This is a genomic window from Arthrospira sp. PCC 9901, assembly GCF_059013425.1.
The window spans coordinates 4,024,108-4,036,429 of record NZ_CP102296.1; the positions used below are offsets into that span (position 1 = coordinate 4,024,108).

General features: G+C 48.6%; 22 protein-coding genes. 16 read left to right on the plus strand and 6 right to left on the minus strand.

The genetic code is table 11. The features are described 5' to 3' along the window. The first annotated feature begins 11 nt into the window (after positions 1-11). The 5 genes from pseG to NLZ44_RS17870 all read left to right on the plus strand — a co-directional run bounded on the left by pseG (position 12) and on the right by NLZ44_RS17870 (position 4,161). Positions 12-2,189: a UDP-2,4-diacetamido-2,4,6-trideoxy-beta-L-altropyranose hydrolase gene (gene pseG, locus NLZ44_RS17850; protein ID WP_493750646.1), complete on the plus strand. Its 2,178-nt coding sequence runs from the start codon at positions 12-14 to the stop codon at positions 2,187-2,189. 22 nt (positions 2,190-2,211) lie between these two features. Next, complete coding sequence (locus NLZ44_RS17855; protein WP_493750647.1) at positions 2,212-2,634, plus strand: GNAT family N-acetyltransferase; 423 nt, start codon at positions 2,212-2,214, stop codon at positions 2,632-2,634. An 11-nt stretch (positions 2,635-2,645) separates the two neighbouring features. Further along, a complete protein-coding gene (gene pseI, locus NLZ44_RS17860; protein ID WP_046321588.1) occupies positions 2,646-3,695 on the plus strand; it encodes a pseudaminic acid synthase in 1,050 nt (349 codons plus the stop codon). A 15-nt stretch (positions 3,696-3,710) separates the two neighbouring features. Beyond that, a complete protein-coding gene (locus tag NLZ44_RS17865; protein ID WP_493750648.1) occupies positions 3,711-3,911 on the plus strand; it encodes a hypothetical protein in 201 nt (66 codons plus the stop codon). Between the two features lie 61 nt (positions 3,912-3,972). Then, positions 3,973-4,161 carry a hypothetical protein gene (locus NLZ44_RS17870; RefSeq protein ID WP_493750649.1) on the plus strand — a complete coding sequence of 63 codons (189 nt, stop codon included), beginning with the start codon at positions 3,973-3,975 and terminating at the stop codon, positions 4,159-4,161. Between the two features lie 222 nt (positions 4,162-4,383). On the opposite strand, the gene NLZ44_RS17875 is transcribed toward NLZ44_RS17870, so the two are convergent. From NLZ44_RS17875 to NLZ44_RS17885, 3 genes are all read right to left on the minus strand, one after another. Further along, the gene (locus tag NLZ44_RS17875) at positions 4,384-4,953 is read right to left on the minus strand and encodes a Uma2 family endonuclease (RefSeq protein ID WP_187758547.1); all 570 of its coding nucleotides are present in this window, start codon (positions 4,951-4,953) and stop codon (positions 4,384-4,386) included. 201 nt (positions 4,954-5,154) lie between these two features. Continuing rightward, entirely contained in the window at positions 5,155-5,403 is a 249-nt protein-coding gene (locus NLZ44_RS17880) for a hypothetical protein (RefSeq protein WP_493750650.1), read from the minus strand. Positions 5,404-5,493: 90 nt separating this feature from the next. Beyond that, a complete protein-coding gene (locus tag NLZ44_RS17885; RefSeq protein WP_493750651.1) occupies positions 5,494-5,901 on the minus strand; it encodes a hypothetical protein in 408 nt (135 codons plus the stop codon). Here NLZ44_RS17885 and NLZ44_RS17890 point away from each other — a divergent pair. The 3 genes from NLZ44_RS17890 to NLZ44_RS17900 all read left to right on the plus strand — a co-directional run bounded on the left by NLZ44_RS17890 (position 5,900) and on the right by NLZ44_RS17900 (position 7,486). Next, positions 5,900-6,538: a hypothetical protein gene (locus NLZ44_RS17890; protein WP_493750652.1), complete on the plus strand. Its 639-nt coding sequence runs from the start codon at positions 5,900-5,902 to the stop codon at positions 6,536-6,538. The two genes, NLZ44_RS17885 and NLZ44_RS17890, sit on opposite strands and share 2 nt — an antisense overlap. 158 nt (positions 6,539-6,696) lie before the next feature. Beyond that, positions 6,697-7,356 (plus strand): hypothetical protein, encoded by a 660-nt coding sequence (locus NLZ44_RS17895; protein ID WP_493750653.1) that lies wholly within the window; start codon positions 6,697-6,699, stop codon positions 7,354-7,356. Continuing rightward, positions 7,325-7,486, plus strand: coding sequence for a hypothetical protein (locus tag NLZ44_RS17900; protein ID WP_493750654.1), 162 nt, complete (start codon positions 7,325-7,327; stop codon positions 7,484-7,486). Before NLZ44_RS17895 ends, NLZ44_RS17900 begins: the two co-directional genes overlap by 32 nt. 46 nt (positions 7,487-7,532) lie before the next feature. Here NLZ44_RS17900 and NLZ44_RS17905 read toward each other — a convergent pair whose 3' ends face one another. Further along, complete coding sequence (locus tag NLZ44_RS17905) at positions 7,533-7,667, minus strand: hypothetical protein (protein ID WP_315646966.1); 135 nt, start codon at positions 7,665-7,667, stop codon at positions 7,533-7,535. 120 nt (positions 7,668-7,787) lie between these two features. Here NLZ44_RS17905 and NLZ44_RS17910 point away from each other — a divergent pair, with 120 nt between their 5' ends. From NLZ44_RS17910 to NLZ44_RS17925, 4 genes are all read left to right on the plus strand, one after another. Then, entirely contained in the window at positions 7,788-8,063 is a 276-nt protein-coding gene (locus NLZ44_RS17910) for a hypothetical protein (protein WP_111894457.1), read from the plus strand. Between the two features lie 6 nt (positions 8,064-8,069). Further along, the gene (gene vapC, locus NLZ44_RS17915) at positions 8,070-8,471 is read left to right on the plus strand and encodes a type II toxin-antitoxin system tRNA(fMet)-specific endonuclease VapC (protein WP_008051618.1); all 402 of its coding nucleotides are present in this window, start codon (positions 8,070-8,072) and stop codon (positions 8,469-8,471) included. 599 nt (positions 8,472-9,070) lie between these two features. Further along, positions 9,071-9,346, plus strand: coding sequence for a hypothetical protein (locus tag NLZ44_RS17920; protein WP_233497750.1), 276 nt, complete (start codon positions 9,071-9,073; stop codon positions 9,344-9,346). A gap of 3 nt (positions 9,347-9,349) precedes the next feature. After that, positions 9,350-9,748: a type II toxin-antitoxin system VapC family toxin gene (locus NLZ44_RS17925; RefSeq protein WP_493750655.1), complete on the plus strand. Its 399-nt coding sequence runs from the start codon at positions 9,350-9,352 to the stop codon at positions 9,746-9,748. A 3-nt stretch (positions 9,749-9,751) separates the two neighbouring features. On the opposite strand, the gene NLZ44_RS17930 is transcribed toward NLZ44_RS17925, so the two are convergent. Continuing rightward, positions 9,752-9,868 (minus strand): PIN domain-containing protein, encoded by a 117-nt coding sequence (locus NLZ44_RS17930; RefSeq protein ID WP_473113732.1) that lies wholly within the window; start codon positions 9,866-9,868, stop codon positions 9,752-9,754. Beyond that, a complete protein-coding gene (locus tag NLZ44_RS17935; RefSeq protein ID WP_008051655.1) occupies positions 9,865-10,143 on the minus strand; it encodes a UPF0175 family protein in 279 nt (92 codons plus the stop codon). Before NLZ44_RS17935 ends, NLZ44_RS17930 begins: the two co-directional genes overlap by 4 nt. Before the next feature lie 226 nt (positions 10,144-10,369). Between NLZ44_RS17935 and NLZ44_RS17940 the strand changes: the two genes are divergently transcribed. The 4 genes from NLZ44_RS17940 to NLZ44_RS17955 all read left to right on the plus strand — a co-directional run bounded on the left by NLZ44_RS17940 (position 10,370) and on the right by NLZ44_RS17955 (position 11,771). After that, complete coding sequence (locus NLZ44_RS17940) at positions 10,370-10,498, plus strand: hypothetical protein (protein ID WP_321201126.1); 129 nt, start codon at positions 10,370-10,372, stop codon at positions 10,496-10,498. 89 nt (positions 10,499-10,587) lie between these two features. Continuing rightward, positions 10,588-10,833, plus strand: coding sequence for a UPF0175 family protein (locus NLZ44_RS17945; protein ID WP_008051659.1), 246 nt, complete (start codon positions 10,588-10,590; stop codon positions 10,831-10,833). Next, a complete protein-coding gene (locus NLZ44_RS17950) occupies positions 10,830-11,330 on the plus strand; it encodes a PIN domain-containing protein (protein ID WP_008051661.1) in 501 nt (166 codons plus the stop codon). Before NLZ44_RS17945 ends, NLZ44_RS17950 begins: the two co-directional genes overlap by 4 nt. A 228-nt stretch (positions 11,331-11,558) precedes the next feature. Further along, entirely contained in the window at positions 11,559-11,771 is a 213-nt protein-coding gene (locus NLZ44_RS17955) for a 2-phospho-L-lactate guanylyltransferase (RefSeq protein WP_008051663.1), read from the plus strand. Positions 11,772-12,322: the final 551 nt, after the last annotated feature.

Below are 12,322 nucleotides of genomic sequence, written 5' to 3' on the forward strand. Positions count from 1 at the left end.
CGAGTCAGTCTATGCGAGTGATTTTTCGTGTCGATTCATCTCAGCAAATTGGAACGGGACATCTAATCCGATGTCGAACTCTTGCTGAGGAACTTCGCAGCCGAGGAGCCGAGGTCAAATTTATTTGTCGAAATCTAGAAGGGAATCTCATTCACCTTCTCAACCAAGCTGCTTTTTCAGTTACGGTTCTCCCCTCTCCAGAACATCAAGACTTAAATCACAGATCAGAAAACTATGCCGCATGGCTAGGGGTTTCCCAAAAGACTGACGCAGTGGAAACAATTGAAGCACTGGCCGATCAAAAACCCGACTGGCTGATTGTAGACCATTACGGGATTGATAATACCTGGGAAGCGGTAGTCCGTCCTCACGTGTGCCAAATTTTAGTGATTGATGACCTCGCGAACCGTCACCATGATTGCGATATCCTGCTCGACCAAAACTATAGCCGGGACGGCCAATGTCGCTATCAGGGATTGATTCCCGATTCCTGTCGCTTGCTCTTGGGACCTCGTTATGGGTTGTTACGCCGCGAGTATGAAACCTATCGTCAAACCCAATCTCCTCGAACTGGCAAGGTTGAGCGAGTGTTGGTGTTTTTTGGCGGAACCGACCCCCAAAACATGACCGGAAAGGCACTGGAGGCTCTCTCAGCACCGGAGTTGGAGGGATTGGCGGTGGATGTGGTGATTGGCATGACCAATCCTCATCGGCGGGAAATTGAACGGCAGGCAGCCCAGCGATCGCATACCGTGTTACACTGTTCTCGTCCTCACTTAGCTGACTTGATGGCTAGGGCAGATTTGGCACTTGGGGCAGGGGGAACGACCACTTGGGAACGTCTCTGTTTGGCACTCCCGACTCTGGTGGTCAGTATCGCCGAGAATCAGGTGGCGGCCTGTGAGGCGTTGCAGGAAAAAGGGGCGATCGCATATCTGGGAACTTCCGCTCAAGTGGATGTTGAAAAAATACGGGGGGCGATCGGTCAACGGCTTGCCAACTCCTCCCGTCTTCAGGAAATGTCTGCTCAAGCTCAACTCACAGTCGATGGATTGGGAACAAAGCGAGTCGCCGAGTTACTCAGCCCCACTTCTGTAGATGCCCTCAGACTCAGACTAGCACGCATGGAAGATGCTGAACTTTACTATAATTGGGTTAATGATCCAGAAGTTCGTCGCTATTCCTTTCAAAGTCAGCCAATTTCCTGGGAAAATCATCAATCTTGGTTCCAGCATAAACTTAAAAACCCCGATTGTTATTTGGGTATATTAGAAGCCAACCATCTCCCTGTCGGGCAGATTCGTTTTGATATCCAGGGTGAAGAGGCAGTCATTGACTACTCCCTGGATATTCTAGTTAGGGGTCGAGGATGGGCTAATCATTTGCTTCGTTTGGGGATGGAACTCCTGAACAACATTCAACCCACCTATCTGCGAGCCGAAGTTAAAGCCGAAAACACAGCCTCACGAGCCGTATTTTTACGTTTGGGCTTCCAGGAAGAATCCTCCCCCCCCCCTACAGCCACAGGGGTTAGAGACGATCAGCGTCTTTCGCTTGCCATTCTCTCCGACGACCAGAGTTGGTTAAATGATTATCTCCCGGAGCTTGTGTTGGATTGGCTTCATCAAGGACATCGGGTTCGCTGGACTCACGAGGTTGAAAAATTGGGTTCGGGCGATCTATGCTTTTATCTAAGTTGTAGTCAAATTGTCCCAATCACTGTCCTCGGGAACTTTCGGAACAATTTAGTTGTCCATGAAAGCCATCTTCCCCAGGGGAAAGGGTGGTCGCCATTGACCTGGCAAATCCTAGAAGGACACAACCGCATTCCTGTCACCCTGTTGGAAGCGGTTGAAAAAGTAGACAGCGGAGACATATATCTGCAAGAATGGATAGAGTTCGAGGGACACGAATTGATAGACGAATTAAGGCAAGCTCAAGCGGAGGCAACATTGAGGCTCTGTCGCCGCTTTGTCGCTGATTATCCAGAGGTTTTGCAGCAGGCGAAACCCCAGGTGGGCGAAGAGTCATTTTATCCCCGTCGCAGACCCAAAGATAGTCAGGTTGATGTTCACCACTCTTTAGCCGATCAATTTGACTTACTACGAGTGGTTGACAATAAGCGATATCCGGCTTTTATTGAGTATCATGGCAAAAGGTTTTTATTGAAAATATTCACAAATACTTAAATTAAATCCAATAAACCAAAACATGAATCATCCTGAAAGCTTTGTTAAAATCCAGAAATATGATAATTTGTTGGGAATTTATCCTAAATTGCATAACTTGTTAGATATTTGTTATCCCAAGCATCCAAAAGATGTTTTCTATCGATTCATTGAACAGTATCGGATTGGCTTTCCCGTCTACCTTGCCGTCAATCAGGGTAGTCAGGTAGTGGGATTTGTATATTTGGCTCCCAACAGCAAAGGAGGAACCCTAGAGAGTTTGGCTGTTCATCCTGAATTTCGAGGTTTGAAACTAGGTCAAAGCCTAGTCAAAAAGCTTTTGAGTGAAAATACTGGGGTTATTCAAATCACGACGCGCGTTCCTGAATTCTTTGAAAAACTATCCTTCCAGAGAGTCACTCAACTCCCTGATAAATCTTACTTTATGATCAACCTAAATTTCTAAACATCGCTACCATGACAATACAGATTTATAATCATTCCATTAGCCATAGCTTTGCACCCTTCATCATCGCCGAAATGTCTGGGAACCACAACCAATCCATAGATAGAGCTTTAGCCATTGTTGAAGCCGCCGCCAAAGCTGGCGTTCACGCCCTGAAACTCCAGACCTATACAGCGGATACGATGACGCTGGATTTAGACGAGGGAGAGTTTTTTATTGATGACCCTAACTCCCTCTGGCACGGTCAGTCTCTCTATCAACTCTATCAACAAGCCTATACACCCTGGGAGTGGCACGAACCGATTTTCAAACGCTGTCAAGAACTCGGTATCGTTGGGTTCAGCACTCCTTTCGACGAAACAGCCGTTGATTTTCTCGAATCTTTGAACGTACCCTGCTACAAAATCGCCTCCTTCGAGAATACCGACCTGCCTCTAATCCGCAAAGTTGCCAGTACAGGGAAACCTATGATAATCTCGACGGGGATGGCTACGGTCGCCGAACTGGATGAAACCGTCCGCGCCGCTCGTGAGGCCGGATGTCAGGATTTGGTTTTGCTGAAATGTACGAGTACCTATCCGGCTACGCCAGAAAACAGTAATCTGCTGACGATTCCCCATCTGCGGGAACTGTTCGATGTTCAGGTGGGTCTGTCGGACCATACCATGGGAGTGGGAGCAGCCGTCGCCAGTGTGGCGTTGGGGGCAACGGTGATTGAGAAGCACTTCACCCTGGCCCGTGCTGATGGGGGAGTGGATTCAACATTTTCGATGGAACCGCAGGAAATGCGCCAACTTGTGATAGAATCTGAACGGGCTTGGCAAGCACTGGGTCGAGTCCAGTACGGTTCCACTAAGGCTGAGGAAGCATCGCGGATGTTTCGGCGCAGTTTGTATGTGGTGCGGGATGTTAAGGCTGGGGAAATGTTGACGCGGGACAATGTTCGGGCGATTCGTCCGGGTTTGGGGTTGCCGCCGAAGTATTTGGATATGGTTTTGGGGATGGTAGTTAGGCGGGATGTTAAGGCGGGTACTCCACTTGATTTGAATCTGTTCAAGTGACTTTATCCCATCGCCATGCGATCGCATCTTACCAGAAAGCGATTCTGGTTCCGAGACGCTGTGCGATCGCCCCATCCCATCCTACCAGAAAAGGAAATTAAGAAACCCCATTTTTTCAAAAAACCCCGTTTATGCAAACAAGCGATCGCATACCGTGTACCTAGAGCGATCGCCATTCGGTTGGACGGAATAAAGCGATCGGTTATCCGTACTTGACAAGTGTAGTTTATTGTGAATTGATTGAAATCGTTGGCAAGAATATCCTCATTATGGTATAATGGGGGACAGTTCCGCCATTGCTTTAGTCTGGGGAGTCAGCCAATTGGTCAGCGATTTAGTGAGGGGTAATCAACTGCTGCCGAGCCGTCAGCTAGAAGAGGCGGTGGATGGTTTTCAAAAAGCGATCGCCATCCCCATTTCCCAGGATTTCAGTAATCCTGCTAGGGTAGTGGTAGGCGGGCTGTGATGTAATACGATCGCACCTTGCCACCTCCCCCTGCGGTGAAAGAATTTATTGAGGCCTCAACCCGAATTATATCACCCCTCAAAGCGATCGCCAACCGCCGACTCCCAGCCCACATCCCCCCTTACTCCCCCCATAAGCCGCTATATTAGCAGAAGTGGCGATCGCATGAACAGGACTGACATTCACCACCGCACCCCCACGCGGCCATCACATTGAATTCCGTCACTCAATTTTCAGCCAATTAAAAATTTCCGTAGTGGATAACTGCATCTCTTTAACACTCTCTAAAACCGGCAAAAATTCCTGTTTTGAGGGGATATCTGGCAATTGATTGAGTTGAAATATCATCACTGATTCATCTTTGGGGTCGATTAACCATCCCAACTCTGTTCCCTGCTTCAGACTAAAAATAATCTTTTTAATTACCTGGTTTGCCGATGGCTCAGGAGATAAAATTTCAATCACCCAATCTGGATAAACTTCAAAGCGATTTTGAATTCTTCCTTGTTCCGTCTTAGGGATGCGTTCCCAAGCGAAAACAGAAATGTCAGGCACCAGAGAACGTCCGCCAAAAGTACACCTTAACTCTGTGAATGCTAAAGCCCCCTTGTTCGCTTTGCCAATGTCATTGATTCTGGCAGATAGATAGGTTTGGATAATACTATGTTCTCCCTGCGGCATGGGTTTTTGTGCTATCTCTCCATCGAGATATTCAGAATAAGGTTTGGTCTCAGGAAGTTTTAAAAAATCCTCTAAGGAAACTTTTGTGACCGCTGGATTCACTGCAACCACGTTTGACCTCCTAACAATGTGGGATTAATGTGGAGATTCCTTTTTACTGGGTACTCAATCTCGCGATCGCACCTTGCCACCTCCCCCTGCGGTGAAAGAATTTATCGAGGCATCAACCGGAATTATATCACCCGCCAACTCCATCGCCAACCGCCGACTCCCAGCCGACATCCCCCCTTACTCCCCCCATAAGCCGCTATATTAGCAGAAGTGGCGATCGCCCCAGTCCTCAATCCGTATAACTCCGGTTCCGCCCAGGATTGCGACCCTGCCAATTATACAGGCAAGATGCCCGGAAAACGAGCGATCGCCTAGTCTGTGGGTAGAGCGATCGCGCTTCTGTTGGGACGGCTTCACCCGCCGCATCACATCAAACACCTTCCGCGTCGTGTCCGGGTACGGGAATGCGATCGCGACAACGGCTGTGGTCAGCAATTCCGATGGAGCCATGAGGGCTAGGGGTTGACGGGATGGGAGCGACGCTCTCGATTATACAGGTAAGACGTTCGGACTACAAGCGTTGGTGATAAAATAAAAGCCTCAATAACCCATCAAATGGCGATCGCCCACCATGCCAAACAATACCAGAGAATTTGAGCCGGTATCGGAGTTGAGAAGAGAAGATGGGGAAGTGTAGCTCCCATACCGAGGGCGGCGATCGCATTCCCCAAAACTCTCAAAGGCGATCGCCTTTCCCAACCACCCAGGGGTCACATATTCCTGTAGGGGCGGGTTCAACAGCCTATATTCTTCTTCACCAGCAGCTATATAAACCCGCCCTACTTTCCCCAAACAACCATTGTCGGCTGCGCCAGAATTTAAGAAACCCGGTTTTTTCAAAAAACCGGGTTTCTCGAAACAAGCGATCGCGCAGTCGGAGTGCCACGTATCGCGCAGTGGTGACCTGCTAAAATGGAGAATTAAAACACCACCAAGGACAACCCCCATGACCACCAATGCTGATGATGTTTGGAGACTGCTGGCGGAACTCATAGAAGCCCAAAAGGAAACTGAACGAGTCATCAAAGAAGAGTCCCAAGAAACCGAACGCCGCTTCCGGGAAACCGATCGCCGCTTCCGGGAACAATCCGAAGAAAGCGATCGCCGCTTCCGAGAAACCGAACGACTCATTCAACAACAAAACCAACAACTCAACCGGCAATTAGGAGAACTGGGTAACCGCCTCGGAGAATTTGTCGAATGGCAAGTCCGCCCCGCCGTCGTCCAACTGTTTCAGCGACGAGGAATTTCCGTTAATGAATTTCATCCTAATATCTCCGTTAAACGCTTTGGAGAAGCCATAGAAATTGATTTGCTGGTGGTCAACAGTGACCAAGCCATATTAGTGGAAGTCAAAAGTAAACTCACCGAAACCGACATCAACGAACACCTGGAAAGACTGGAAAAATTCAAGCGGTTAATGCCCCGTTATAGTGATGTCAAAGCCATGGGAGCCGTAGCCGGAATGGTGGTTCCCGAAGAAGTCGCCAGCTATGGCTATCGTCGGGGGTTATTTGTATTGGCACAGTCGGGAGATAGTGTAGTAATTTTAAATGATGATAAATTCCGTCCCCGCCAATGGTAAATTAGAGCCAGAGTTAGCATGGGCGCGTGTCGGAGTGGCACGTTAAGAAACCCGGTTTTTTTGAAGGAAACAGGCGATCGCGCGCGTCGGAGTGCGACGTATCGCGCAGTGGTGACCTGCTAAAATGGAGAATTAAAACACCACCAAGGACAACCCCCATGACGACCAATGCTGATGATGTTTGGAGACTGCTGGCGGAACTCATAGAAGCCCAAAAGGAAACTGAACGAGTCATCAAAGAAGAGTCCCAAGAAACCGAACGCCGCTTCCGGGAAACCGATCGCCGCTTCGAGGAAACCAAGCAACTCCTCCAGCGACAGTCCGAAGAAAGCGATCGTCGCTTCCGAGAAACCGAACGACTCATTCAACAACAAAACCAACAACTCAACCGGCAATTAGGAGAACTGGGTAACCGCCTCGGAGAATTTGTCGAATGGCAAGTCCGCCCCGCCGTCGTCCAACTGTTTCAGCGACGAGGAATTGCCGTTAATGAATTCCACCCTAATATCTCCGTTAAACGCTTTGGAGAAGCCATAGAAATTGATTTGCTGGTGGTCAACAGTGACCAAGCCATATTAGTGGAAGTCAAAAGTAAACTCACCCAAACCGACATCAACGAACACCTGGAAAGACTGGAAAAATTCAAGCGTTTAATGCCCCGTTATAGTGATGTCAAAGCCATGGGAGCCGTAGCCGGAATGGTGGTTCCCGAAGAAGTCGCCAGCTATGGCTATCGTCGGGGGTTATTTGTATTGGCACAGTCGGGAGATAGTGTAGTAATTTTAAATGATGATAAATTCCGTCCCCGCCAATGGTAAATTAGAACCAGAGTTGGCGATCTCACTCCCGATTATACAGGCAAGATGCCCGGACTACACGAAGAGCGATCGCATAGCACAAATCGCCATTCGGTTTGCCGGAACAAAGTATTCGGTTATCCGCACTTGACAATTTTTTCAAAATATGTATAAGAGCGCCGACTGAGTTACAGGAGTCAATATCCGGTGCGATCGCGCTTCTGTGGGGACCGCTGCACCCGCCACATCACATCAAACACCTTCCGCGTCGTGTCGGGGTACGGGAATGCGATCGCGACAACGGCTGTCGTCAGCAATTCCGATGGAGCCATGAGGGCTGGGGGTTGACGGGATGGGAGCGACGCTCTCGATTATACAGGCAAGATGCCTGTGCTACAAGCGTTGGTGATACAATCAAAGCATCATAGCCCATCAAATGCCGATCGCCCCCCATGCAAAACATTCGTTTGACGACCCATATCGGAGAAGATGGCATCTTAAAAGTGCAGATGCCCTCCGAAGTCAAGAACACCGAACTCGAGGTCTTGGTCCTATTCCAAGCGACGACACCCCCACGGCAAGAGAAAGCAACCAAACACCCCAAATGGCCGTCAGATTTCTTTGAAAAAACTTGGGGCAGTTGTGCGGATGCTCCCATCATTATCGATGAAGAAGGAGTCTCTGCGAAATTGGACGATCCGCCCGAAGAACTGTTCGCAACTCGATAAATTCAAGTGCTGTATTTACTAGATACCAACGTTGTCGCCATCTATTTGAATCGGCGATCGCAACTTCTCAGGAACAAATTAGAAGCGATCGATCCGACAGATATCGCCGTTTGTTCCGTGGTGAAATTTGAGTTATTTTATGGGGCGATGCGGAGTGGAAATCCGCCGCAAAACTTGGCAAGGCAACAAGAATTTTTAGATTTTTTTGTCTCCTTACCTTTGGATGATAGAGCCGCAAAAAAGGCGGGAGAAATCAGAAACAACTTGGCAAGTTTGGGAACGCCAATCGGCCCTTATGATTTGCTGATTGCGGCGATCGCCATTGTCAATCATTTAATATTGGTCACTCATAATACAAGAGAATTTGAGCGGGTCTCGGAGTTGAGAATAGAAGATTGGGAAGTTTAGCTCGAATACGGAGGGCGGCGATCGCGTAGCGTGTGCGTAGTGCGATCGCGCTTCTGTTGGGACGGCTTCACCCGCCGCATCACATCAAACACCTTCCGCGTCATATCCGGGCGCCGGAATGCGATCGCAACAACGGGTGTCGTCAGCGATTCCGATGGAGCCATGAGCGCTGGGGGTTGACGGGATGGGTGCGACGCTCTCGATTATACAGGCAAGATGCCCGTGCTACACGATGAGCGTGAGTGTGGCACGAATTGCCGTTCGGTTTGCCGGAATAAAGTGTTCGGTTATTCGCACTTGACAATTTTTTAAAAATATGTAATAGAGCGCCGACTGAGTTACAGGAGTCAATATCCGGTGTGATCGCGCTTCTGTTGGGACAGCTTCACCCCCCGCATCACGTCAAACACCCTCCGTGTCATATCCAGGCGCCGGAATGCGATCGCAACAACAGGTGTCGTCAGCAATTCCGATGGGGCCATGAGCGCTGGGGGTTGACAGGATGGGAGCGATCGCGCAGCCTGTGCGAAGCACCCATCGCATCGTATCTGGTTTCTGCCAACTTTTCGGAGTTGATAACAAACAGTCGGGACAATTAAGTGCTAAAATTTAAACCCATTCAAACTGAGTTGAAAGCCGTAATGGAAGCTCTGCGAATCATCACCCAACCCGTCAATCGGCAACTGATTATCGATCTCCCTCCGTCACTGACAGGCGACCAACAATATGAAGTGATCGTTCTCCCCATCAGCTCCCAGGAATCGGTGACAACTCCACCGCGTCGCCGACCTTCTGAAAAACTGGCGGGTACAGTTCACCTATTTGACGATCTCATCGCACCCACCACCCCGGACTCTGATTGGGAATCCTCCTGAGCCATGCTATTACTTGATACTCACATTTGGATACGCTGGCACAACCCCCAGTCCAGTCGTTTTGCCCTGGCTGAAAACCTGATCGAAGAGATAGAAACGGCGGACAGCATTGCCATCAGTGCAATTTCCTGCTGGGAACTCGGGCAACTGGTTAAGCGACAGCGCGTCCAGCTCGATCTTTCTCTTGATGAATGGGTGGCGATCGCCCTGGAAGGAGACATTCAGGTGTTACCCGTCGATCGCCCCATTGCGATCAAAGCGTCTCAACTACCGGAGCATCATCGCGATCCAGCCGACCGGATTATCATTGCAACCGCCCTCATACATGAGGCTTCATTGGTCAGTCTAGATTCTGTTTTTCCTCAGTATGAAGAACTAAAAGACCGTTTAATTACTGGTTAATTTTCAACCGTTCGATCGCGTGGGCGGGATCAAAATCTCATCAAATAACCGGGGTAACAGTTGCCAGCGATCGATGAGACTCAAAGCAATTAATGGCGTCGCATTGACAACAACCTTCATCGATCCCTCAATTTATCGGCCAATTCTCGACTGGTTTTCGCCTCCTCTTCAAACTCAGCTTCGGTGTAGTCGATCGCGGCAAATCCCCGTTCGCCAATCAAACGATAAAACTCCAAACGGCTGCATCCCAAAACCTCCGCCGCCACCCCCGAAGAAATTTTACCCTCTTCATAGAGTTGACCCAAAGTCAAAATCATCACCCGTCGCTTAAACCCTTCGGGTTCTTCCCGACAAGCCACCAACAACTGTTCTGGAAATTCAACAAAAATGCTCATTTCACCGAACCCGATTCAATACTATGAGCCGAAAATCTTCTCGCCCCCAAACCCCCAATTCTGGGGGCTCTGAGCCGAAAGATTTTGACCGATCGTTTCACACTACTACTGGACCGACACACCTTAAACGGTGGGTTGCGGCGGATTGCTAGATTGCCATCACAGCCTGGGTTTCAGCCGCCTAACCCACCCTACACAAAAGCTACACGAAAGCACATTTTTAGCCGTGTCGGTCCACTACCAGCGATCGCGTAGCGTGCGCGTCGCGCGATCGCACCCCCGATTATACAGGCAAGATGCCCGTGCTACACGAAGAGCGATCGGAACGCGATCGTCGCACACTTTTGGAAATTGACTGGGGCGTGGGTTTTCAACCCTGCCTAATCCCCGGCGTTCTAGAAACTGTCGTGGTATAATCTAAAGCAAAGAAATAAGGGAGAGTCTATGAGTATTTTCATTCCCGAAGAGATTTTAAAAGCCGCCGAAGTCAGCGAAGATGAATTAAAGATCGATTTGGCATTAATCCTGTACAAAAAAAACAAAATTAGCAGCGGACAAGTGCGGGCTTGGTTGGGTTTAACTGTTTTAGAATTTCAGCACGAACTCGCCAAAAGAGATTTATGTCTGAATTATGACGTTGAGGAACTCAATCAAGATGTACAAACCCTAAAAACACTGGGACTCCTATGATTGTTGTCAGCGACACTTCCCCAATTACCAATCTCGCAGCCATAGAAAAACTAGATCTGCTACATTTACTTTATGGAACAATCACCATTCCCGTGGCCGTTTATAATGAATTGACCCCAGCCGGAACTGACGAACCCGTTCCCGGCACTCTCGAAGTCCAAACATTGCCCTGGATTGTAACTCGACCCGTCCAAAATACCCGACAAGTTGACGAAATTTTGGCGGCCCAACGGCACATTCATCTCGGAGAAGCGGAAGCGATCGTACTGGCTCTCGAATTGAGATCCGATCTACTCCTCATGGATGAACGGAGAGGCAGAGCGCTGGCAACTGATTATCAATTAAAAGTAACCGGATTGCTGGGTGTTTTACTACAAGCCAAACATCAAGGGGCGATTCCCGCCGTACAGCCTTTAATCGATCAATTGATCGAAGATGCGAAGTTTCGGATAGAGAGCAAACTCTATCAACATTTTTTAAAACTGGCAGAAGAATAGCAAACAATTGGCATACGATCGCAACAACGGGTGTCGTCAGCAATTCCGATGGGGTCATGAGCGCTGGGGGTTGACGGGATGGGAGCGATCGGAATGCGATCGTCGCACACTTTAACGATCAGCTTGTGGTATGATCGGAACCGAACAGGCTCCTTATGGGTCAAAGTTTGAATGAAAATAGCGACCATTTTTTAGGATTGATGTCACCCATGAACGAGGATGATAAAAATGAATTCAGTCATCATTTTTGAAGTGTATCAGGAAGAAGATGGCGGATTTGTAGCCGAATGTTTGACCGAGGATATCTTCACTCAGGGTGATGATTGGGAAGCGTTGCGAGTCCATGTCAATGAAGCCGTCAAAGGCTATTATTTCGACCAACCTAGCTGTCCCAATGTCAAGCTACATCTAGTCAAAGAAGAAATCTTAGTCATCCAGTAAGTAGATCGATCCAAATTATCGATGAAAATCCCCAGAGATATTAAAGGGACTCCGAAGGGCAGACATTCTCTGTCGCCAATGGGATTATGAGGTGGTTCACTAACAGGGGAGCCACATTATTTTAGAAACGGAGTTGCCCCACCATCAAAGGATTAGCATTCCCAATCATAACCCTTTGCGACTGGGAACTCTCAATAGTATTTTACGAGCAATTTCCCGACACAAAGGAGTTGCTAAAACTGACATTATCAATACATTGTAAGTCACCCTCATTTGAATTTAGATATCCCCACAACTCGGGCGATCGCATTACCTAGAGCGAGCGGCATTCGGTTTGCCGGAATAAAGCATTCGGTTATCCGTACTTGACAAGTGTAGTTGATTGTGGGTTGATTAAAATCCTTCGCCAGAATATCCTGATGATGGTATAATCCCTGGGTGAATCCAACCCGTCTATATAGACTTGATTCTGGGGAGTCAGGGATTTAGTGAGGGGTAATCAACTGCTGCCGAGCGGTAACTAGAAGAGGCGGTGGATGGTTTTCAAAAAG

Bases quoted from the DNA above. Each gene is read 5' to 3' on its own strand.
- NLZ44_RS17885 (WP_493750651.1), bottom strand. From the start codon at position 5,901: ATGGGGGTTGTCCTTGGTGGTGTTTTAATTCTCCATTTTAGCAGGTCA.
- NLZ44_RS17930 (WP_473113732.1), bottom strand. From the start codon at position 9,868: ATGAAGGTTGTTGTCAATGCGACGCCATTAATTGCTTTGAGTCTCATC.
- NLZ44_RS17890 (WP_493750652.1), top strand. From the start codon at position 5,900: ATGACCACCAATGCTGATGATGTTTGGAGACTGCTGGCGGAACTCATA.
- NLZ44_RS17910 (WP_111894457.1), top strand. From the start codon at position 7,788: ATGCAAAACATTCGTTTGACGACCCATATCGGAGAAGATGGCATCTTA.
- NLZ44_RS17865 (WP_493750648.1), top strand. From the start codon at position 3,711: ATGCGATCGCATCTTACCAGAAAGCGATTCTGGTTCCGAGACGCTGTG.
- NLZ44_RS17935 (WP_008051655.1), bottom strand. From the start codon at position 10,143: ATGAGCATTTTTGTTGAATTTCCAGAACAGTTGTTGGTGGCTTGTCGG.
- pseG (WP_493750646.1), top strand. From the start codon at position 12: ATGCGAGTGATTTTTCGTGTCGATTCATCTCAGCAAATTGGAACGGGA.
- pseI (WP_046321588.1), top strand. From the start codon at position 2,646: ATGACAATACAGATTTATAATCATTCCATTAGCCATAGCTTTGCACCC.
- NLZ44_RS17900 (WP_493750654.1), top strand. From the start codon at position 7,325: ATGATGATAAATTCCGTCCCCGCCAATGGTAAATTAGAACCAGAGTTG.
- NLZ44_RS17955 (WP_008051663.1), top strand. From the start codon at position 11,559: ATGAATTCAGTCATCATTTTTGAAGTGTATCAGGAAGAAGATGGCGGA.
- NLZ44_RS17945 (WP_008051659.1), top strand. From the start codon at position 10,588: ATGAGTATTTTCATTCCCGAAGAGATTTTAAAAGCCGCCGAAGTCAGC.
- NLZ44_RS17870 (WP_493750649.1), top strand. From the start codon at position 3,973: ATGGGGGACAGTTCCGCCATTGCTTTAGTCTGGGGAGTCAGCCAATTG.
- NLZ44_RS17855 (WP_493750647.1), top strand. From the start codon at position 2,212: ATGAATCATCCTGAAAGCTTTGTTAAAATCCAGAAATATGATAATTTG.
- NLZ44_RS17895 (WP_493750653.1), top strand. From the start codon at position 6,697: ATGACGACCAATGCTGATGATGTTTGGAGACTGCTGGCGGAACTCATA.
- NLZ44_RS17925 (WP_493750655.1), top strand. From the start codon at position 9,350: ATGCTATTACTTGATACTCACATTTGGATACGCTGGCACAACCCCCAG.
- NLZ44_RS17950 (WP_008051661.1), top strand. From the start codon at position 10,830: ATGATTGTTGTCAGCGACACTTCCCCAATTACCAATCTCGCAGCCATA.
- NLZ44_RS17880 (WP_493750650.1), bottom strand. From the start codon at position 5,403: ATGGCTCCATCGGAATTGCTGACCACAGCCGTTGTCGCGATCGCATTC.
- NLZ44_RS17905 (WP_315646966.1), bottom strand. From the start codon at position 7,667: ATGGCTCCATCGGAATTGCTGACGACAGCCGTTGTCGCGATCGCATTC.